The sequence below is a fragment of the Kitasatospora sp. NBC_01539 genome, from assembly GCF_045040525.1.
GTDB lineage: Bacteria > Actinomycetota > Actinomycetes > Streptomycetales > Streptomycetaceae > Kitasatospora.
Map to the genome: position 1 here is coordinate 7,707,391 of NZ_CP109390.1, position 19,792 is coordinate 7,727,182.

General features: G+C 75.5%; 17 protein-coding genes and 1 riboswitch. Of the genes, 10 read left to right on the plus strand and 7 right to left on the minus strand.

Annotation, left to right across the window (positions count from 1 at the left end; translation table 11 throughout):
• Window positions 1–2: 2 nt before the first annotated feature.
• Entirely contained in the window at window positions 3–1,220 is a 1,218-nt protein-coding gene (locus OG335_RS33405) for a CapA family protein (protein ID WP_405014878.1), read from the minus strand.
• A 478-nt stretch (window positions 1,221–1,698) separates the two neighbouring features.
• Between OG335_RS33405 and OG335_RS33410 the strand changes: the two genes are divergently transcribed.
• Window positions 1,699–2,268, plus strand: a complete 570-nt coding sequence (locus OG335_RS33410; protein ID WP_405015615.1) for a TetR/AcrR family transcriptional regulator — start codon at window positions 1,699–1,701, stop codon at window positions 2,266–2,268.
• A 79-nt stretch (window positions 2,269–2,347) separates the two neighbouring features.
• Here the strand turns inward: OG335_RS33410 and cpt are convergent, their stop codons facing one another.
• The gene (cpt, locus tag OG335_RS33415) at window positions 2,348–2,878 is read right to left on the minus strand and encodes a chloramphenicol phosphotransferase CPT (protein WP_405014879.1); all 531 of its coding nucleotides are present in this window, start codon (window positions 2,876–2,878) and stop codon (window positions 2,348–2,350) included.
• A gap of 361 nt (window positions 2,879–3,239) precedes the next feature.
• Between cpt and OG335_RS33420 the strand changes: the two genes are divergently transcribed.
• The gene (locus OG335_RS33420; protein WP_405014880.1) at window positions 3,240–3,797 is read left to right on the plus strand and encodes a hypothetical protein; all 558 of its coding nucleotides are present in this window, start codon (window positions 3,240–3,242) and stop codon (window positions 3,795–3,797) included.
• 161 nt (window positions 3,798–3,958) lie between these two features.
• Here the strand turns inward: OG335_RS33420 and OG335_RS33425 are convergent, their stop codons facing one another.
• From OG335_RS33425 to OG335_RS33440, 4 genes are all read right to left on the minus strand, one after another.
• The gene (locus OG335_RS33425) at window positions 3,959–4,687 is read right to left on the minus strand and encodes a hypothetical protein (RefSeq protein ID WP_405014881.1); all 729 of its coding nucleotides are present in this window, start codon (window positions 4,685–4,687) and stop codon (window positions 3,959–3,961) included.
• 136 nt (window positions 4,688–4,823) lie between these two features.
• Window positions 4,824–5,183, minus strand: a complete 360-nt coding sequence (locus OG335_RS33430) for a hypothetical protein (RefSeq protein WP_405014882.1) — start codon at window positions 5,181–5,183, stop codon at window positions 4,824–4,826.
• Between the two features lie 522 nt (window positions 5,184–5,705).
• Window positions 5,706–6,260 carry a hypothetical protein gene (locus OG335_RS33435; RefSeq protein WP_405015616.1) on the minus strand — a complete coding sequence of 185 codons (555 nt, stop codon included), beginning with the start codon at window positions 6,258–6,260 and terminating at the stop codon, window positions 5,706–5,708.
• A gap of 186 nt (window positions 6,261–6,446) precedes the next feature.
• The gene (locus OG335_RS33440) at window positions 6,447–7,250 is read right to left on the minus strand and encodes an endonuclease I family protein (RefSeq protein WP_405014883.1); all 804 of its coding nucleotides are present in this window, start codon (window positions 7,248–7,250) and stop codon (window positions 6,447–6,449) included.
• 614 nt (window positions 7,251–7,864) lie between these two features.
• On the opposite strand from OG335_RS33440, the gene OG335_RS33445 reads away from it, so the two are divergent.
• The 8 genes from OG335_RS33445 (at window position 7,865) to OG335_RS33480 (ending at window position 18,701) form a co-directional block, all read left to right on the plus strand.
• Window positions 7,865–8,569 carry a S26 family signal peptidase gene (locus OG335_RS33445; protein ID WP_405014884.1) on the plus strand — a complete coding sequence of 235 codons (705 nt, stop codon included), beginning with the start codon at window positions 7,865–7,867 and terminating at the stop codon, window positions 8,567–8,569.
• A gap of 284 nt (window positions 8,570–8,853) precedes the next feature.
• Window positions 8,854–9,078, plus strand: a complete 225-nt coding sequence (locus tag OG335_RS33450) for a hypothetical protein (RefSeq protein ID WP_405014885.1) — start codon at window positions 8,854–8,856, stop codon at window positions 9,076–9,078.
• A gap of 668 nt (window positions 9,079–9,746) precedes the next feature.
• Window positions 9,747–10,883, plus strand: coding sequence for an LLM class flavin-dependent oxidoreductase (locus OG335_RS33455; protein ID WP_405014886.1), 1,137 nt, complete (start codon window positions 9,747–9,749; stop codon window positions 10,881–10,883).
• On the plus strand, window positions 10,880–12,292 hold the full coding sequence (locus tag OG335_RS33460; protein ID WP_405014887.1) for an MFS transporter: 1,413 nt from the start codon (window positions 10,880–10,882) through the stop codon (window positions 12,290–12,292). The genes OG335_RS33455 and OG335_RS33460 overlap by 4 nt, the downstream gene beginning before the upstream one ends.
• The gene (locus tag OG335_RS33465; RefSeq protein ID WP_405014888.1) at window positions 12,282–13,760 is read left to right on the plus strand and encodes a pyridoxal phosphate-dependent decarboxylase family protein; all 1,479 of its coding nucleotides are present in this window, start codon (window positions 12,282–12,284) and stop codon (window positions 13,758–13,760) included. Before OG335_RS33460 ends, OG335_RS33465 begins: the two co-directional genes overlap by 11 nt.
• Before the next feature lie 205 nt (window positions 13,761–13,965).
• On the plus strand, window positions 13,966–17,232 hold the full coding sequence (locus tag OG335_RS33470; RefSeq protein ID WP_405014889.1) for a penicillin acylase family protein: 3,267 nt from the start codon (window positions 13,966–13,968) through the stop codon (window positions 17,230–17,232).
• A 138-nt stretch (window positions 17,233–17,370) separates the two neighbouring features.
• Window positions 17,371–17,516: riboswitch (SAM riboswitch) on the plus strand.
• Between the two features lie 30 nt (window positions 17,517–17,546).
• The gene (locus OG335_RS33475) at window positions 17,547–17,687 is read left to right on the plus strand and encodes a hypothetical protein (protein WP_405015641.1); all 141 of its coding nucleotides are present in this window, start codon (window positions 17,547–17,549) and stop codon (window positions 17,685–17,687) included.
• A 126-nt stretch (window positions 17,688–17,813) separates the two neighbouring features.
• Complete coding sequence (locus tag OG335_RS33480; protein ID WP_405014890.1) at window positions 17,814–18,701, plus strand: glutathione S-transferase C-terminal domain-containing protein; 888 nt, start codon at window positions 17,814–17,816, stop codon at window positions 18,699–18,701.
• Between the two features lie 46 nt (window positions 18,702–18,747).
• On the opposite strand, the gene OG335_RS33485 is transcribed toward OG335_RS33480, so the two are convergent.
• Window positions 18,748–19,707 carry an SDR family oxidoreductase gene (locus tag OG335_RS33485; RefSeq protein ID WP_405014891.1) on the minus strand — a complete coding sequence of 320 codons (960 nt, stop codon included), beginning with the start codon at window positions 19,705–19,707 and terminating at the stop codon, window positions 18,748–18,750.
• Between the last annotated feature and the right edge of the window lie 85 nt (window positions 19,708–19,792).

The window sequence follows — 19,792 nt, forward strand, 5'->3', positions numbered from 1 at the left end:
GGTCAGCCCCACACGGTGGCGAGGATGCCGCGCCCCTCGGCCCCGGCCGGGTCGAGGAACCGCGGCACCCCGCCCGTCCCGATGCGCACGGGCAGCGCCCGGATGCTCTTCAGCGTCCTTCCCCAGTGGACGAGTTCGACGACGACCGCCTGCTGGACCTGCTCGGAGAACGTCATGTCGAACACGAAGTTGCCCAGCCCGTGCACGACCGGGCGGCCGCGGTACACCTCGATCGGCTGCACCCAGTGCTGGTGCATGCCGATCACGGCGTCCGCGCCCGCCTCGACCAGCCGGTGGGCCACGGTGTACTGGTCGGCGACCGGCCGGTGGCTGTACTCCCTGCCCCAGTGCGGGACGACCACCAGCACGTCCGCCGAGGCGCGCGCCGCCCTGACCGACTGTTCGACGGCCGCGAGGTCCGCCGCGGCGAGCGGCCCGGTGATCGGCGGCATCCGCAGCCAGACCACGCCCGGCGAGGCCGGGCCCGCCTCCGGGGACTCCCCGACGGCGTCGAACGCGAGCACGACGAAGCGCAGGCCCCCCGCCTCGACCCGCGCGGGATCGCGCGCGGCCGCGATGCTCTCTCCCGCCCCGGTGGTGGCGAAGCCCTCGCCCCGCGCCACCGCCACCGTCCGGACCAGCGCCGCGTCCCCGTAGTCGCCCAGGTGGTTGTTGCCCAGGGTCAGGATGTCGTAGCCGGCCCGGCGCACCCCGGCGAGCGCCCGCGGGTCCGCCCCGAACGAGTCACCGCCGTGCGTGGCCCGCCCCTCCTTCGACAGGGTGCACTCCAGGTTCCCCACGGTCAGGGCGGCGGCGGACAGCCGGTCCGCGGTCTGCGCGAACGGCAGCTCCCAGTTCCCCGTCCCGGCCATCGCGGCGCCCACCCGGCGGCCCAGCATCACGTCCCCGGTCCACAGGCTCGTCACCACGCGCCCCGGCCTCGCGCCCGCCCCGACCCCGACCTCCGCCGTCACCGGGTACGCCTCCGGCGCCCTGAGCGGGTCGTGCCCGTCGACCGGCACCACGTCGACCCCGGGGACGAGCGCGTCCGCGGTCACCAGCGCGACGGCACCCCGATCGGCCATGGCCACGGCGACGGCACCCGGCCCCCGGACCACCCGGAACCCCTGCCAGGAGCCGGCCCCGCCGCGAAAGAGCTCCTCCACCTCGGCCCGGCCCGCCGCCGCCCCGATCGCCCCGGACGGATGGACCGCCAGCACGACCGGCAGCCGCACCGCCGACCGGGACCCGGACGCCGCCCCGCCGGAACCGGACCCCGCGGGCCGACCCGACCCGGCCCCGGGCCCGGCACACGCACCCAGCACGCCCCCGGCGGCGCCGATCAGCACGGCACGGCGGGAGACGGGCGGCGGCGTCCGGCGCTCCGCGGGAGCACGGTCGGGCATCCTGGCCACACGGCCACGGTAACCGGGCACCTCCGGCACGGCCCGCCGCAGCGGCCCCTGCGGGCCCGGGCGGCTGCCACCAGCCTGCACCGCCGGCACGGCACCGGACTTCCCGGACGGCCGGACCGACCCTGCTGCGCCGCACCTCCCGGCCCACACCCACCCGCCCGGTGCCTCCCGCCGAACCGCAGGTGGAATGCTGGGCACCTGCCCGACGCACGGAGGGCGAAGGGGACACGGCACGCGCCACAGGGCACACGCAGACCGATCGGTGCCGGACGGGAGACACATGATGGTTCGAGCCGGGCTGACCGCCGAGCGGCTGACCCGAGCCGGGGCGGACCTGGCCGACGAGGTCGGATTCGACCGGGTGACCGCCTCGGAACTCGCCCGGAGGTTCGACGTCAAGGTCGCGAGCCTCTACTCGCACGTGAAGAACTCCCACGAGCTGAAGACCAGGATCGCCCTCTTCGCCCTGGAAGAACTCGCCGACCGGGTCTCGGCCGCAGTCGCCGGACGTGCCGGCAAGGACGCCCTCGCGGCGTTCGCCGACGCCTACCGCGACTACGCCCGCGAACACCCCGGCCGTTACGCCGCCGCGCAGTTCAGCCTCGACCCCGAGACGGCCGCCGCCAGCGCGGGCGTCCGCCACGCGCGGATGACCCGGGCGATCCTGCGCGGCTACGACCTCACCGAGCCCGACCAGACCCACGCGGTCCGCCTGCTGGGCAGCGTCTTCCACGGCTACGTCAGCCTGGAGGCGGGGGGCGGCTTCAGCCACACCGCCGTCGACCCGCAGGAGAGCTGGGCCTGGATCGTCGACTCCCTCGACACCCTGCTGCGCACCTGGTCCACCCGCTGACCACGACGGCCACTGCCACCGCCACCGCCACTGCCACTGCCACCGCCGGTGCCGCGGCGGAGCCGTCCCGGCGCCCGGGTCAGCCGGCCCGGGCGGCGATGGCCCGCGCGCACTCGATCGACTCGGCGTGCGCGGTGTCCACCTCCAGGTCGTAGGTCACGCCCTGGTGCACCAGGTCCGCCTGGGACGCGGCCATGCCGATGATCCGGTCGCCGCGAGCGACCTCGCGGCCTGCGGCGACCGCACCGTCGCACCGGACTCCGACCCACAGCACCGACACGTCGGCCAGGGCGGTCCGCCACCGCTGCTGCGAGTCGGCGCCGCCGAGGAAGACCTCGTCGACGATGACCCGGGCGCCCGCACGGGCCATCGCGGCGACCCCCTCGATCCAGGCCGCTTCCAGTGTGCGGAACGCCGGGCCGACGATCACCTCTCCGTCCGGGGCGAACTCGATCCCGCCGTCCGCCTGCAGGGAGGCCGGCATCGCCTCGACCAGCGTGTCGGTCCCGAGGGCCAGCCACGGATCCGGCAGGAGGGCCTGCAGACACCGGGCTATTCCGGACTTCCCCGAGCTGGAACCACCGTTGAGCACGATCACCTGAGTCGTCACCGTGCCACCGTAGTGGCAGCGCGACACCGCCCGGAACGGATTTCCGCGCCACCGCCGGCAGCCTTCCCACCGCATGGGGCGGCGGACCTTCGGCCGGTGGTGGCCCGGGCATCCCGTCGGCGGACACCTGCCCGGGACCGGCACGCTGCCGCCTGCCCCGATGCGGTGTTCGACGAACTCCTGATCGTCGCAACGCACTCCCGGCCAGGGCTGCCGCAGCCCGGCCGGGTGGAGTCGACAGCTGGTCGTGCGCGCTCTTCGGTGCGCGACGGGTTCGGCGGGGGCCACGGGTTCGGGGGGCCGAGTGGGGGGGCCGAAAACCCGTGTCCGTGTGGAGGGGGGCGGTGCGACACTGCGGGCCATGACCGCACCTGAGCTCGGCGAGATGGACTATCTCCGGGAGATCGAGCGCCTCGCCTACCGTGTCACGGTCGAGGCGTCCGACGAGGACTGGCTTTCGTACGAGCCGGATCCGGAGGACGTGACACCGTTCCGGAGCAGTGTGAACGCGCTTGCGCGGGCGGTGCGCAGCTACCACTTCGAGGGAGACGGCTGCATCGAGGAGGACCGTGCCCTGGTCAGACTGGTCGGTGCGACGCTGCTGAAACCCGGCGTCATGCCGGCCGGGATGGAGGACGGCTACGAGGAGGCGTGCGCACGGATGGGTGTCGAGCCCCGGCCGGAGGGGTGGGCGTTGTGGAACACCTGGGCGGACGGGGGCCAGCAGGTCACCATGGTGGTGTCCGCCGTCGAGACGACCGAGGGGCTGCTCGAGAACTGGTCGCGGGGGAGGGCGCTCGACCCGGTGACACCGCTCCCGTCGCAGATCGCGCTCGTGCGGCGGGGCTGGGTCGGCTCGATGACGTTCTCGCCGCGCGGCGTCGACCGGACCGGCCTCGGCGGGAAGCCGCTGTCCTAGGGCGTGTCTGACCATTCCCGGCGGGCGCACGACGCCGGGCATCCCGGCTGGACGCACCGGTGAATCGCCCGAGTACGACCCGGTACGAGGACGATCCGCCGGCACGCCCAGCCGGGCGCCCGACGCCGCGCGCTGATCCGCCGCGAATCGTCAGACACGCCCTAGGAGGCCTGCGGACGGGGCGCGGGCCGGACGGCCGTCCTGAGGTAGGCGGCCGCCGCGGCGGCTCCGCCGAGGCAGAGGGTGACGCCGGTCCCGAACGTCCACCAGCTGGTGTTGTCGATGGCGGTCCAGGCGCCCAGGCCCGCGCACAGGGTGAGTCCGAGGCCGGCGGCGGGCAGGACCCAGCGGGTCCCGGCACGGGGGATCAGGACGGCGTACTCCACGGCGAGCAGGCCGAGGCCGAGGAGGAGAGCCGTCGACAGCAGGGCGGCCATGCCCAGTTGGCTGACCCGGCTGGATCTGCCGTCGGCCGAGATGGCGGTGACGCTGTCGTGCCAGGTCGTCAGCTCGACGGTCTCCCCCGGGGAGACGGTGTTGTAGACCTCGCCGCCGACGACGTAGGACGCGTGCCGGCCCGAGGCGCGGGTGACGAGGAGCCGGTCGGGTCCCTGGCCCTCGCCGGAGTACTTCTCGGTGACGGTGCCGGCCTCCTGGCCGAGGCACTCGCCGCCGGTCGCCCCGGCGGTGGCGGCGCAGGGCCGGGCCTGCAGGTGGGCCGTGGCCCGGGCGTGCTGGTCCACCCCGTACAGGACGCCGGCGGTGATCGCCGCGACGCCTGCGATCAGGGCGACGGCACGCGTCGCGTACACCGCGGTCCGGCCCGCGGGCCCGGCGGTGCGCGGTGGTGTTCCCCGCTCCTCGGCCGCGCGGTGGTCAGGTGTCCCCATCCCGTGCGTTCCCCCTCGTGCGCAGTCGTCACGTCCCTCGATACCCCGTCAGCGGTTCCGGCACACGTGGTCGACCCGTGTGCAGAAGGTGCGGGTAGGTGTCGGGAGCCGGGCCCGGGGGTCCGCCTCCGCCCGGTCAGCGCGGTGTCACGGTCACGGTGGCCGCAGGCTGCGGCTGGTTGCCGCTCGGGATGCTCAGGTTGATCCAGCCGAGGAGCTTCACGGCGGTCAGGGCGACGATCAGCGCGAGGATTCCCCCGACCACCCAGGCGGCGCTGCGCAGTGACGCCTGGTTGGCGGCTCGGGCCTCCTCCACCCGCGCGTCGACCGGTCGGACGAACGCCGGTGCGGCGGAGGTCTGGTGGACGACGACGGTCCGCGGCTGCCCGGCCGGACGCTGTTCGGCGGCCTTGGCCAGGTAGAGGGCGACGGCTTCGCCGCAGTTGTCGGGAACGCCGTGCAGGGGGCAGGTCTCGGCGGGCGTCGGCAGGGTCATCGGCGTCTCCTGGTCGGGGCTGGTCGGGGCTGGTTTGGGCGAGTGGGCGGCGGCCCGGGCCGGTGGCGGTCAGCGCGCCGTGCGTCCACCGTACGGGCGCGCCGGGCCGGTACGGTGCCGGGCGGGCGTGGCTACGACGGTCTCCGCGCGGGAGTCCGTGCGCGTGGCCGTGCCCGCTGCCGGACGGCCGGTGTGTCGAGGGCGGCGGCGCGCGGCACCGTCGTGGAGTGGTTCACGGTCTACAGTCTGACGCCCCGTCCGGTGGTCCGTCCCCCGGGATGGCCGGGTCGGGCACCCGGACGGGTTTCCGCGTGCAGCGGATCGGCCAACTGCCGTCGAAGCGGGACGGCGTGGGGTTCGTGGCCCGGTCGGAGGGTCCCGTCCTCCGCCTCTCCCCGGCGTCGCCGGTCCCGGACCTCGACCTCGACCTCGACCTCGTCGCGCTCGCGCGGCACGCCGGCCACACCGGAACCGTTCCTGCGCGAGGCTGCCGTCCGGCCGGTCCGCAGTCCGGCGGGCTGTTCAGACGGCAGGGTGCCGGTCCAGGCTCGCGGCCCAGTCGGCCAGCAGGGTGAAGTCCTGGTCGGCCAGGCCGGCTTGCGGGTCGATCCGGTGGAGGAGGGCGGGGCCGTCGTGGTGGGCGTGGACGAAGGCGCGGTCGGCGTCGGTGATGTTGTCGTCCACCCAGGCGAACGCGCGGCCCGCCGCCCAGGAGACGATCTCGGGCGTCTTCCAGAAGACTCCGCCGGCAGGCTCGGGCCTGGGCGAGGGCCACGGGACGAACGGGAGGGCGGGCAGCCCCAGGATCGGGGCCACGAAGTCGTTGGCCTCCTCCTCCCAGGTGGTCGCCCAGACCAGGTCGAAGGGGAGCGCGGTCAGCGCCCGGCCGTGGTCCTCGTTGAGCCAGACCCGCAGCGGCCTCACCGGCTTGTGGGGCAGCCCCCAGGCGGTCAGCCGGCGCCGCTCGGCGGCCTCCCACCTGGGTGTCAGGAGGCGGTGCGTCCCGTAGCCCTCGGGACGGCGGTGCGGTTTCGCCGCGTACGGGTTGAGCGGTCCGTCCACATCCACCAACAGCACGGGGCGCACCGGCCCACCTCCTCGGTCCGCTCCGCACGTTAGCGTCCGGCGGTGGGGATCACCCAGCGGGTTTCCCGGCGTCCGGGGCCGGCTGCCGGGGTGGACGGCCGGGGCCACCGTGCGGTGGTGCTGAACGGGGCCGGGCTCCCGTCCGTGGAGGGGAGCCCGGCTCGTGCCGTGGTGCGTCTACCAGATCGCTTCGACCCACTCGGGGTGGTCGATGAACGGGTTGCGGTTGTGCTGGTAGGTGTCGTAGATGACCTGGTTGCGCCGCTCCTCGAAGGCGCTCGGCGGGTCCTCGTCGTTCCACTGCTTGAGAACGGAGAGCTTGCCGATGAACGGGGTGCTGCCGTTGTTGACCTTCTCGTCGGGTTCCAGGTCGGCGAAGCCGTCGCCGCCGTCGTAGCGGACCGCCATGTAGAGGATCATGCGGGCCACGTCGCCCTTGTCGGCGTCGCGCGGTTCGAACGAGTCGGAGTCGACGAGGCTGCCGCCGCCGTTGGCGACCGCGCTGCCGCCGTTGTCGAAGTCGAGGTTGCCGCGAATGCTGTTGACCTGGACGTCCGCGGGGCGCAGGTGGTGCAGGTCGGTGCCGGGGCCGGTCACCTCGCCGAAGTTGCCGTGGGACTTGGCCCACACGTGCTCGCGGTTCCAGTTGCCCACGCTGCCGCCGTTGAGGGTCTTGCTGCGCGAGACCCCGCTGTAGAGCAGGATGACGTTACCGGTGTTGTTCGGGTCCTGGTCCGTGACCTTCAGGGCGTTCCAGACCGCGTCGTACGAGATCTTGGTCTGGGGGCTGATGATCGTGTGCAGCGCGGACTTCAGGCTCGTGCCGCTCTTGCCGATCGCGTTCTTGTAGTACGTGCTGTCGTACGCGGTGGTCGTGGCGCTCGCGGGGGTCGCGGCGACCGTCGGGAGCGTGAGGCTGAGGAGGACGGCGAGGACGGTCGCCGACGACACCTTCCACCTGCGTATCTGCGCAACGGGCATAGGGGTGCCTTTCCCGGGACGGCACGCGCCGGAAGGCGGCGGATTACTCAAGGGCGCCGCGATCTACGCGTGTTGACTATGTGGTAAGCGGGAGCATGACACGTCGTGAGGTCCTGCCGTGTAACCGGGAGAAGGACGTTCTGTGACGTTCTCGCATACGCTGCGAGCCCTCGGCCGTCGCCGCTGCGCGGGCGCGGGAGATCCTCAACTGCCAGAGGACTGGACCTGGTTGGCGCCCGACCCGGGCGGCCTGCGGTTCGTCCCGCCCGGACACGGCGATGTGCGGCCGGCGCGCGGTCATCTTCGCCGCCTACGCCGCGCCCAGTGCGCCGACCTCGGACAGGCCGAAGGTGAACGGCGCGGCGGCCTGCGCCGGATGAGTTCCGCGGCCGGGATCACGAGCTGCGCGGATCGCCGCGATCTTGCACACCGCGGTCACCGCAGCGGTACACGAGCCGGTTCCCCCTGCGGGATCCGTCCGCCGGCCGCGGTGGCGCCCACCACCGGTCCCCAGGTGGCGGTGTGATGATTGGTACGATGCGCCGCGTCGGGTGCCGGGGCATGCCCGGGTGCGCGCGGGCGGGTGAGCGGCGTCGAGAGCGGAGTGGTGCGGGATGGTGCGGCGGGGGATCCGCGGGCGGCGGGCCGTGATCTGGTCGGCGGCCTCGGTGCTGGTGGCCGGCGGCGCCGTCGCGGCCGACGCGGGACGGCACCTGACGGGCGACTACCACGTGTACACCGTCCGAGGCAGGGCGATGACGCCGCTCCTGGAACCGGGCGACCGGGTGCTGGTCGCGGACACGGTGACCGTGCAGGACGGCGGTGTCGTGCTCCTGGACGTCGGCCGTACCGCCACGGACGGCCCCGCCTTCAAGCGGGTCCTGGGGCATGCCGGCGACCGGCTCTACTGCTGCTCCGAGGACGGCATACGGCGCAACGGCGCAGCGATGGACGAGCCCTACGTGCGCGGCACCTCCTTCGACTTCGACGTCACCGTGGGGCCGCACCAGCTCTTCGTGCTCGGCGACGACCGGGGGGAGACGGCCGGCGAGCAGGTGTCGCGGCACGTCCTCGCCGACGGTGACGGCCTGGTGCCCGAGACCTCGGTGCGGGGCCTCGCGGTGTGGTCGACGGGTGGCCTGGTGGACGGGGCGGCCGGCCGGAAGGCCCGGGCGCTCGTGGTGCAGGCGGGTGTCGGGCTGCTGCTCACCGTCGCGGGCGCCGTCGCACTGACGGTGACGTGGATGCAGGGCCGCCGGAGCAGGCGGCGCGCGGTGGCTCCGGACGGACCCTCCCGGTCGGCCGCCCCGGTCGGCTGAACGGGGAAGTCCTCCGCAGCAGTGCGCAACCCGGGCAACACCCTTCGGGCGCTGCGCCGTTGCGAGGAGTGCCCGGCAGGCCCGGGCGGACGGGAGGCCGGAGCACGGCCGCGTCGAGCGGTGCGCTGCCCGCGATCGTGGCGTGGAGGCCCGGTGCGGCCCCGGCGGCCCCGGGTTCGCGCGGCCGGCCGGCGCCGCGGCAGCGGAACTGCGGCCCGGCCGCCCGCCGTTCCGTCCGCCGATCACTCGTACACGTGTCGTACGCGCCTCCTACACTCGGTGGCGTGGAGAACCTGAAGTGCACGCAGTGCGGTGTCCTCGGTCTGGAGCAGGGCTTCGTCGAGGACACCGGGGAGGGCTCCCGCGGGTACGCGCGGTGGATCGCGGGCGCCCTGGAGCGCGGCATCTTCGGCGGGGCCAAGCGCCTGGGCCGCCCGCGCTGGCAGATCGACGCCTTCCGCTGCCCGTCGTGCGGACACCTGGAGCTCTTCGCGGTCAAACCCGTCTGACGGCCCGCCCTTCGACGACCCGCAGCCGGACCTCCGGCCCGCGCGACGATCGGTGCGGACCGTGACGCAGGCCCGGCGACGGTGCCGACCGATGGGAGGCCAGGGCCCCGCCGGGTGCCGGGACGGCCGGCGGCTCACTCTCCACCGCACCGGCGCCGGGACGACGCACCGCGCCGGTCGGCGCCCGGATCGGGCCGGGAGGGTGGTCACTCCCGGAGCACGCCGAAGCAGGTCGAGCGCGGGCCCGGCGGACGGGCCCGGCCGGCGGCTCTTCCGACCGGCCCTTGTGGGCGGGGTGGGTTGTCGTTCATGATCTGTGCCATGTCAGGCGTCCCTGCAGCCAGCGAGTCCTTCGTGCACCGGTCCGGTGGCGAGGGCGGCTGTCCGGTGCCCTGTCCGTCGCGTTCCTGTCGCCCCAGCCCCGCCTGTCGCCCCAGCCCCGCCTGGGGCCCCAGCCTCTCCGGTCGTCCCGCCGTCCGCCGCCGTCCCGCCGTCTGACGGGCGGTCCCGACCGGCGGGTGCCGTGCCGGTCGCCGGGGTGAGCCGTGCGCCGCGGGTTCCGCGCCGGTGCGTCACCCCTCCCTTCCCTGTCTCTCCCCGCCGGCCGTTCCGGCCGGTCCCGTGTACCCGGGGTGTGCCGCCCGCGCACCGCCCGGTGAGGAGTTCCCGTGCCCGGAGACGAGCCCGCCCTGCGCGGTGAGCCGGTGTTCCACTGGTTCCTGCCGACCGGCGGCGACGGACGCGACCCCGGCGGGGTGACGTCCGTCCAGGGCCGCACGCTCGCCGCGACCCGCCGCCGCGCCGACGTCGGCTACCTGACCCAGGTGGCCCGCGCGGCGGAGCAGGCCGGTTTCACGGCGCTGCTCGCCCCGGTCGGCCTGGGGTGCGTCGACCCGTGGATCATCGCGACGGCCGTCGCCCAGCACACCGAGCGGATCGGCTTCCTGGTGGCGTTCCGCCCCGGGTTCGCCAGTCCGACGCTGCTGGCGCAGCAGGCGGACGCCTTCCGCCGCTTCGCGGGGGGCAGGCTGCGGCTCAACGTGGTGACCGGCGGGGACCCGGTCGAGCAGCGGGCGTACGGCGACCGCCTCGCGCACGACGAACGCTACGACCGCACCGACGAGGTGATGGCGGTGCTGCGGGAGCTGCTGGCGGGTCGGAGCGGCGACGTCGAGGGGCGGTACGTCCGCACCGAGGGGGCCGCTCTCGTGGACCCCGCGACCGAGCACCCGGTGCCGCTGTACTTCGGCGGTGCCAGCCCGGCGGCCGAGGCGGTCTCCGCGCGCCGCGCCGACGTGCAGCTGTACTGGGGGGAGCCGCCGCAGGCGCTGGCCGCCCGGATCGCGCGCCTCGACGGCCTGGCGGCGCAGGCCGGCCGGGTGCTGCGGCACGGGCTGCGCATCCACGTGATCGCGCGGGACACCGCGGCGGAGGCGTGGGCGGAGGCCGAGCGGATGCTGGACCGGATGGACCCGGCGGCCGTCCGGGCCACCCAGCGGCGGTTCGCCGCGATGGACTCGACCGGGCAGGCCCGGATGGCGGCCCTGCACGGCGGGCGGGCGGACGCCGCCTCCCTGGAGATCGCCCCGAACCTGTGGGCGGGCGTCGGGCTCGTCCGGGAGGGGGCGGGGACGGCGCTCGTCGGCTCGCACGACGAGGTGGCGGAACGGCTGGCCGAGTACGCGGCGCTGGGCATCGACGAGTTCGTGCTCTCGGGCTACCCGCACCTGGAGGAGGCGTACCGGGTCGGCGAGGAGGTGCTGCCCCGCTTCCGTGCGCTCGTTCCCGCGGGCAGGGCCCGGTGAGCGCCCCCGCGGCCGGACCGCTGCCCGCCCGGGTGCGGATCGGCTACGGCGTCGGCTCGCTGTGCACGGGCACCTTCGGCACCGTGCCGGGCCTGATCCTGCTCTACTACCTGACCGACGTGCTGGCGGTGCCGGCGGCGGTGGCGGGCGCGGCGGTGTTCCTGCCGAAGGCGTGGGACGTGCTGGTCAACCCGCTGGTGGGTGCGGTGTCCGACCGCAGCCGGTGGCGGTGGGGGCCGCGCCGGCCGTTCCTGCTGATCGGGGCGTGCACACTGCCGCCGCTGTTCGCGCTGCTCTTCGCCGCGCCGCCGCTGCGCGGTGCCGCGGCGGCGGGCTACGTCGCCGTGGTGTTCCTGCTGGCGGCGACGGCGTACGCGGTGTTCCAGGTGCCGTACGTGACGATGCCCGCCGAGATGACGGAGGACGAGGCGGAGCGCGGCCGGATGCTGGGCTGGCGGGTGGGTTTCCTGGGGGCGGCGATCCTGCTCTCCGGGGCCGTGGCGCCGGCGCTCGCGCACGCGGGCGGCGACACGGCGGCCGGCTACCGGCTGATGGGTGCGGCGGTCGCCGGCCTGCTGGCGGTCGGCATGTTCGGCGCCTGGCACGCGACCCGGCGGGCGCCGTCCGTGGCGCGCAGCCGGTCGGAGCCGTCGCTGCGGGCGCAGCTCGCCGCCGTCCGCGACAACCGGTCGTTCCGCCACCTGCTCGGCATGTGGGCGGTGCAGGCGCTGGCGGTGGGCGTGATGCTCGCCGGGGTGCAGTACTTCGCGACGTACACCCTCGGCTCGCCGTCGGCGGTCACCCCGCTCTTCGCGGCGATGATCGGCCCGCTGGTGCTGGTCATGCCGCTGTGGAACCGGCTCGCCCGCAGCCGCGGCACGGCGTACGCGCAGGGCTGCGCGACGGTGCTGTTCGTGGCGGCCTGCGCGGCGCTGGCGCTGACCGGCGCGGCCGGGGCGTGGCTGGGCTACGTGGCGGCGGCCGCGGTGGGCGTCGCGTACGCGGGCCTGCAACTGCTGCCGCTGACGATGCTCGCCGACACCCTGGCCGCCGACGCCGAACGCACCGGCAGCCGCCGCGCCGCGACGTTCACCGGGCTGTGGACCGCCGCGGAGACGCTGGCGCTCGCCGTGGGCGCCGGGGTGTTCGCCGCGCTGCTCGCCCTGAGCGGGTTCCACGCGTCGGACGCCGCGCACCGCAGCACCCAGCCGGACACCGCCCTCGCCGCCATCACGGCCGGCACCGGACTGCTGCCCGCCCTGCTCGCGGCGGCCAGCCTCCTGCTGCTCCGCCGCTACCGCGCCGAACCGGCCGACCCCCTGCCCGCCGCCGACCGTCTGCCCGACAGCGGTCCCCTGCCCGCCGCCACCACCCCCGCACCCGAGAACGGAACCACCCGTGCCCGCTGACCACACCCCCGCCGGCGCCCTCCCGCCCGGCCGCCCCGCGGACGACGTCCTCGCGGAGCTGCGGGCCCTGCGCGGCGACGACGCGCCGACCCGCGGCGGCCGCACCTTCGCCTACGTGTACGACGCCGGCCTGGAGGGCCTCGACGGCCTGGCCGCCGCCGCGTACACCGCCTACGCCACCGTCAACGGCCTCGACATGACGGTCTTCCCGTCCGTCGCCCGGCTGGAGAACGACATCGTCGCCGCGGTCGCCGCGGTGCTGGGCGCCCCCGGTGCCCAGGGCACCTTCACCAGCGGCGGCACCGAGAGCATCCTGCTCGCCGTGAAGACCGCCCGAGACCACGCCCGCGCCACCCGCGGGGTGACGGCGCCGCGCATGGTGCTGCCGTCGACGGCCCACGCCGCCTTCCACAAGGCCGCCGCCTACCTGGGCGTCGAGGCCGTCGTCGTGCCCGTCGACCCCGCGACGTACCGGGCCGACGCCGACGCCGTGGCCGCCGCGATCGACGACCGGACGGTGCTGGTCGTCGCCTCCACCCCCTCGTACGCCCACGGCGTCGTCGACCCGGTGGCGGAGATCGCCGCCGCGGCCGCCGCCCGCGGCGTGCTCTGCCACGTCGACGCGTGCATCGGCGGCTGGATCCTGCCCTACCTGCGCCGTGCCGGCCGCGAGGTGCCCGCGTTCGACCTGTCCGTGCCGGGCGTCACCTCGCTCTCCGTCGACCTGCACAAGTACGGCTACGCCGACAAGGGCGCCTCCGTGGTCCTCTACCGGGACGCCGAGCTGCGCCGCCACCAGTACTTCGCGCACGCGGGCTGGCCCGGCTACCCGGTCGTCAACCCCACCGTGCAGGGCACGAAGTCCGGCGGGCTGCTCGCCCAGGCCTGGGCGGTGCTGCGGCACGTCGGCGAGGACGGCTACACCGCGCTCGCCGCCCGCGTCGCGGACGCCTCCGACCGCCTGCTGGCCGGCCTGCGGGCCACCCCCGGCGTCCGCGTGCTCGGCGACCCGGCCGCCGGCCTCGTCGCCCTCACCCTGGAGGGCCCGGACGGGCGGCCCGACCTCAGCCTGCTGCTGCACCTCGCCGACGAGATGCGGGAACGCGGCTGGTACCTCCAGCCGCAGCTGTCGTACGACGGCCTGCCGCCCAACCTGCACCTGACCCTCACCCCGGCGACCGCCGACCGGGTGGAGGACCTGCTCGCCGACCTGGCGGCCGCCCTCAAGACCGCCCGCACCCTGCCGCCGGTCGCCGTCGACCCGGCGCTGGCCGAACTCGCGGCCGGCCTCGACCCCGCGGCCCTCGGGCCGGAGGAGGTCGCCGGGGTGCTGGCCTTCGCCGGGCTCGACCCGCAGGGCGGCCTGCCCGGCCGGATGGCCCCGGTGCTCGTGCTGCTCGACGCCCTGCCGGGGCCGCTCAAGGAGCGCCTGCTGTCCGAGTTCGTCGGGTCGATCTTCCGGATCTGACGCGGGGGCGGGGGCGCGCGGACGCGCCCCCGGCGTCGTCCCGGAGGTTCCGGACTTCCACTCAAGCCCCTTGTGTGTCAGTGCTGTTGCGGTCCCATGGCGGATTGCGGCGCGGATCTACCGACAGGTGGAGGAGCGGGTCTAACGTTCGCGTGCACCCGTTCCCGGGTGTGCATGCCAGACCCCACCCAAGGAAGAGGCTCCGGTGCCCCCAGCTCCAGCCCCTGTTCCGGCGCAGGCCGCCCGGGCCCGCCGCTCCGGCGGCCCCGGCCGCACCCGGCGGTCGCTCCGCTCGGCCGCCGTCGCGGCCCTGACCGCCGTCGCCCTGCTCGCCGCCGGCGCGGCCGCGCTGCCCGCACAGGCCGCCGCGGGCCCGGCGCCCGCGCCCGGCGACCCCTGCCTGGGCCAGTGCCAGGACATCCTCACCGCGGGCGAGAACGGCCACGCCACCCTCGCCGGCATCCTCCTGCACCAGAGCGTCGGCACCCGGCCCGCCCACTCGGCCGACCAGGTCGAGCGGTACGACAACCTCCTGCACGACTACTCCGGGCTGACGGACGACCAGCTCGCCGCCTACTTCAACGACGCCTCGTTCGGCGTGGCCGCCGGGCAGGTCGAGAGCACCCTCTCCCCGCGGCCCGGCGTCACCATCACCCGCGACAAGGCCACCGGCACCCCGCACATCAAGGGCACCACCCGGGCCGACACCGAGTTCGGCGCCGGCTACGCGGCCGGGCAGGACCGCCTCTGGCTGATCGACGTGCTGCGCCACGTCGGACGCGGCCAGCTCTCGTCGTTCGCCGGCGGTGCCGCCGGCAACCGGGCGCTGGAGCAGAGCCTGTGGGCCGTCGCCCCGTACACCGAGACGGACCTCCAGCAGCAGCTCGACCGGGTCCGGGCGTCCGGCGGCCGCGGCGCGCAGGCGTACCAGGACATCCAGGACTACGTGGCCGGGCTGAACGCCTTCGCCGCCGCCGACGTCGCCGCCGACACCTACCCCGGCGAGTACGTGCTGACCGGCCACGGCTCCACCGTGCAGCCCTTCACCGCGACCGACGTCGTCGCGGTCTCCTCGGTCATCGGCGCGATCTTCGGCGGGGGCGGCGGCGGCGAGGTCGAGAACGCCCTCGCCCGACTGGCGTTCCGCCAGCGCTACGGCACCGCCGACGGCGACCGCGCCTACACCGCCTGGCGCTCCGGGGACGACCCCGAGGCCACCGCCACCGTGCACGACGGCACGGCGTTCCCGTACGCGGCCTCGCCCGCCGCCCCGGTCGGCGTCGCCCTCCCGGACGCCGACTCGGTCACCGCCTACGCCCACGCCCGCAACGGCACGGGCACCGGCGCCACCGCGGGAGCCGCCGCGCAGGCGGCCGCGGCGACGGCCACGGCGGAGGGCGTGCTGCCCGCCGACCTGATCACCGCGAAGAAGGGCATGTCGAACGCCCTCCTCGTCTCCGGCGCGCACACCGCCTCCGGCCACCCGATCGCCGTCTTCGGCCCGCAGACCGGCTACTACGCGCCGCAGATCCTCATGGTGCAGGAACTCGACGGGCCCGGCCTGCGCACCCGCGGGGCGTCCTTCCCCGGCCTCAGCTTCTACGTGGAGATCGGCCGCGGGCCCGACTACGCCTGGAGCGCGACCTCCGCCAACCAGGACATCACCGACACCTTCGCCGCCGACCTCTGCGAGGCGTCCGGCGCCGCACCCACCACCGCCTCCCTCAGCTACCTCCTCGACGGCACCTGCACCCCGTTCGAGACCCTCACCCGGCACAACGCCTGGCAGCCGTCGACCGCCGACGCCACCGCCGCGGGCGCCTACGACCTGGTGACGCTCCGCTCCGCGTACGGCCTGGTCACCCACACCGGCACCGTCGCCGGCCGGCCGGTCGCGTACACCGCGCTGCGCGCCACCTACCGGCACGACCTGGACTCCGTCATCGGCTTCCAGGAGTTCAACGACCCGGCGGCGATCACCTCCGCGGCGGCGTTCCAGCAGGCCGCCCAGGACGTCGGCTACACCTTCAACTGGTTCTACGCGGACGCCGACCACACCGCGTACTACAACTCCGGCACCGACCCGGTGCGGGCCGCGGGCACCGACCCGGACCTGCCGATCCTCGCCCGCCCGGCCTACACGTGGCAGGGCTGGGACCGCGCCGCCAACACCTCGGCCGTCGCACCCCCGGCGCAGCACCCGCACTCCACCGACCAGGACTACTACGTCAGCTGGAACAACAAGCAGGCCCCCGGCTTCACCTCCGCCTGGGGCAACGGCGCCGTGCACCGCGCCGACCTGCTCGACCGGCGGGTCGCCGACCTCACCCGGCGCGGCGCGGTGACCCGCGCCGACCTCGTCACCGCGATGGAGGAAGCCGCCGCCGTCGACCTGCGGGCCGAACGCGTCCTGCCCGACCTGCTGCGCGTCATCGACGCGGCGCCGGTCACCGACCCCGGGCAGGCCGCCGCCGTGGCGAGGCTCCGCGCCTGGCAGGCGTCCGGCTCGCACCGGCGCGAGGCCGCGAAGGGCGACGGCGTCTACGCCGACGCGGAGGCGATCCGCCTGCTGGACGCCTGGTGGCCGCTGCTGGTCGAGGGCGAGTTCCGGCCCGCGCTCGGCGACGGGCTCTACCGGGCACTGACCGCCGTCGCGCAGATCAACGAGTCGCCCTCCAACGGGCAGCAGGGCAGCGGGAGTTCCGGCAGCAGCATCGCCGCGGGCGAGGCGCACAAGGGCTCCGCGTTCCAGCACGGCTGGTGGTCGTACGTCGGCAAGGACATCCGCGGCGTCCTCGGACAGACCGTCCGCGGCCCCCTGGACCGCCCGTACTGCGGCGGAGGCTCCCTGACGGCCTGCCGGCAGGTGCTCCTCGACACGCTCACCGCCGCCGCGGCGACGCCCGCGACCACCACCTACCCCGCCGACAAGTACTGCGGCGCGGGCGACCAGGTCTGCGCCGACTCCATCGTGCACCGGGCGATGGGCGGCATCACCGTGCCCCGCATCGCCTGGCAGAACCGGCCCACCTACCAGCAGGTGGTGGAGTTCCCGGCCCGCCGCACCGACGACCTCGCGAACCTCGCCGCCGGGGCGAAGGCCACCGCCTCCGACTACCAGAACGCCGTCGTCGTCTCCTACCCGCCGGGCAAGGCCGTCGACGGCGACCCCGGCACCCGCTGGGCCAGCAAGACCGTGGCGACCGCCTGGATCAGTGTCGACCTGGGCGCCGTCCGCCGGGTCGGCCGGGCCGTGCTGAACTGGTCCGACCAGTACGCGAAGGCCTACCGGATCGAGGTCTCCACCGACGGCGCCACCTGGCGGACCGTCTACGCCACCACCGGCGGCCGGGGCGGACTGGAGAACCGGCCGTTCACCCCGACCGACGCCCGCCACGTGCGGATCACCCTGCTGGAACGGGGCACCGACAACCGGTACTCCCTGAACGAGATCGGGATCCACTCCCGCTGACGCCGCAGGGCCGCCGGCGCGGGGGCACCTCGCCCCGGCGGCCCCCGCAGCCCCGTGCCCCACCGGCCGAACCGCCGTCCGGGCCTACCCGTCAGTGTTCTTGACGACCCGGCAGTGCTCGACCACACTGCTGCTGACGGTCACGACAGTCAGCGCCCCACCGTGCAGGACTCCTGCCCGGGCGGGTCATCGGCCCCGGCCCGCTGACGGGCAACCCTTCCACCGCGACGGGGTGCCCCGGGTGACGACCGGGCCCCGCCGACGCGGCGGGGCAAGCGCGGCCCCGTGTCCGGCGGGACCCGACGATCGGACCGGTGGACATGCGCAGTGCCGACAGCGAGCGGGAGGACACCCGGCGGACGCCGGGACTCCCCGGCCGTCGGAGCTGCCTCCTCACCAGGCGCCTGCACATCGACCTCCTGCGCGTCTGCAGCGCCCGCGGCCCCGCCGCCTGATCCCCGACCCACCGCGCATCCACGCGCACCGGGCCGCGGAGCCGGTACGGCCGGACACAGGGCGGGACTCCGCGCTGCCTCCGTGACCGACCGGGCTGCCGGGGCGCCACCACCCGAGGGAGAGCCATGTCCGAGACAGTCCTGCCCGGTCCGGGCCACGCCGTGCCGTGCCTGCCGCAGCCCGGCCCGTCCGCGCTGCGGGCCGAGGCCGCCGATCCCGACCACCGCTTCCGCAGCCGCATCGGCGTCCACCGCGCCGGCGGCTTCTACCCCGCCCCGCACCGGTACCAGGTGTACCTCTGTCCGGACTGTCCGGACTCCCTGCGCGTCGCGATCACCCTCGACCTGCTCGACCTCGGGACAGCGGTCACCACCACCGTCCTCACGGCTCCGGCCACGCCCGATGCGGGCGAGTCCCTGCGCCTGGCCTACGCGGCGACCCTGCACCACTACGACGGCCCGCTCACCGTGCCCGCGCTCTGCGACCGGTGGAGCGGACGCATCGTCAGCAACCACACCCCCGACATCCTCCGCGACCTCGCCGAGCACCTCGCCGGCCCGGCCCGGGACGACCTGCCCGGGCTGCGCCCGCCGGCCCTGGCCGACGACATCGACGCCCTCCGCGACCTCCTCGACGAGGCGCTGACCGGCGACGCCCCGGCGGAGGCGCAGCACCGGGCGCTGGCCCTGCTCGACGGCCGGCTCGACGCGGCGCCCTACGTGCTCGGCGGTCGGCTGACCGCCGCCGACGTGGACCTGTGGGTGGCCCTCGTCCGGCTGGGCGGCGGGTTCGGGTCCTGCCCGGACGCCGGTACGGCGGACCTCCTGGACGGGTACGACCGGCTGCGGGCGTACGTCCGGCGGCTGCACCGCCTCCCCGCGTTCCACGGCCACGTCGCGCCGGAGCGGCTCGCGTCCTTCCGGCGCGCGGCCGGAGGCGGCGCCGACCCGGTGAGGCCGGCGGACCCCGCCGTCGTCCCGCTGCCGCAGGCACTCCGGATCGGCGCGGCCTGACACCGCGCCGGCCGGGGCCGCAGGGTGCGGCGGGCGGCCGGGGCCGTCAGCGGTAGTCGTCGGCCGGGCGGTCCTTCCCGCCGTACCTGACGTCCTCCAGGTACGCCCAGGCGTCCGGCCGGCTGCCGTCCACGTCCCGTACGTCGTAGACCCGGGCGAGCTCCCCGCTGGAGGTGGACCGCCCGTTCCAGCGGGCGGCCCGGCCCGGGTCGGCGGCGAGGGCGGCGACCGCGCGGGCGAGGTAGGCCGGCGACTCGGCGATGGCGAAGTCCGGCTCCCGGGCGACGGCGTCGCGCCAGTTCTCCTCGGTCACCCCGAACGCGGCGAGCATCTGCTCCGAGCGCATCCAGCCGGGCGTGACGGCGACCGCCGTGCCGCCGTACTCCGCCAGCTCCTGGCCCAGGCCGAAGGCGATCCGGATCGGCGCGTTCTTGGCGAGGTCGTAGTAGAGGTTCTCGCGGTACCGCCGGTTGGAGACCGCCGTGCCGTCGGTGACCTCCACGTGCAGCGGCCCGTCCGAGCGGATCAGCAGCGGGAGGACGAGCGCCGCGGTGATCACGTGCGACCGCACCCCGAGCTCCAGGATGCGCAGGCCGTCGGCGAGCGGCGTCTCCCAGCTCTTCTTGCCGAAGACGGAGCCGACGAGCAGGTGCTCGCCGCCCCAGAGGTCGTTGACGAGGATGTCGAGCCGCCCCTGCTCGCGGTCGATCCGCGCGACGAGGGCACGCACCTGGTCCTCGTCCAGGTGGTCGGTGGGCACCGCGACACCGGTGCCCCCGGCCGCCGTGACCAGCTCCGCGGTCTCCTCGATGGTCTCCGTGGTCCGGCCGACCTCGCTGATCCGGTCGCGGGTCGTGCGGCCGGTGACGTAGACCGTGGCGCCGGAGCGGCCGAGCTCGACCGCGAGGGCCCGTCCGGCACCGCGGGTGGCCCCGGCGACGAGTGCGATCCGCCCGGCGAGCGGGCCTTCCGTGCCCGCGGGCGGGTTGTCCGTGGTGGTGTTCATGGCACCACAGTGCACGCCTGGGGTGACAGCCCGCGGTATCTCCCGGCGGCGGGCCCCTGCGGCGGCGGGCCCCTGCGGCGCCGGT

What these genes read in the sequence shown, in the direction of transcription:
- OG335_RS33485 (WP_405014891.1), bottom strand. Translation starts at nt 19,707, where the DNA reads ATGAACACCACCACGGACAACCCGCCCGCGGGCACGGAAGGCCCGCTC.
- OG335_RS33425 (WP_405014881.1), bottom strand. Translation starts at nt 4,687, where the DNA reads ATGGGGACACCTGACCACCGCGCGGCCGAGGAGCGGGGAACACCACCG.
- OG335_RS33480 (WP_405014890.1), top strand. Translation starts at nt 17,814, where the DNA reads ATGTCCGAGACAGTCCTGCCCGGTCCGGGCCACGCCGTGCCGTGCCTG.
- OG335_RS33440 (WP_405014883.1), bottom strand. Translation starts at nt 7,250, where the DNA reads ATGCCCGTTGCGCAGATACGCAGGTGGAAGGTGTCGTCGGCGACCGTC.
- OG335_RS33410 (WP_405015615.1), top strand. Translation starts at nt 1,699, where the DNA reads ATGGTTCGAGCCGGGCTGACCGCCGAGCGGCTGACCCGAGCCGGGGCG.
- OG335_RS33445 (WP_405014884.1), top strand. Translation starts at nt 7,865, where the DNA reads ATGGTGCGGCGGGGGATCCGCGGGCGGCGGGCCGTGATCTGGTCGGCG.
- OG335_RS33430 (WP_405014882.1), bottom strand. Translation starts at nt 5,183, where the DNA reads ATGACCCTGCCGACGCCCGCCGAGACCTGCCCCCTGCACGGCGTTCCC.
- OG335_RS33420 (WP_405014880.1), top strand. Translation starts at nt 3,240, where the DNA reads ATGACCGCACCTGAGCTCGGCGAGATGGACTATCTCCGGGAGATCGAG.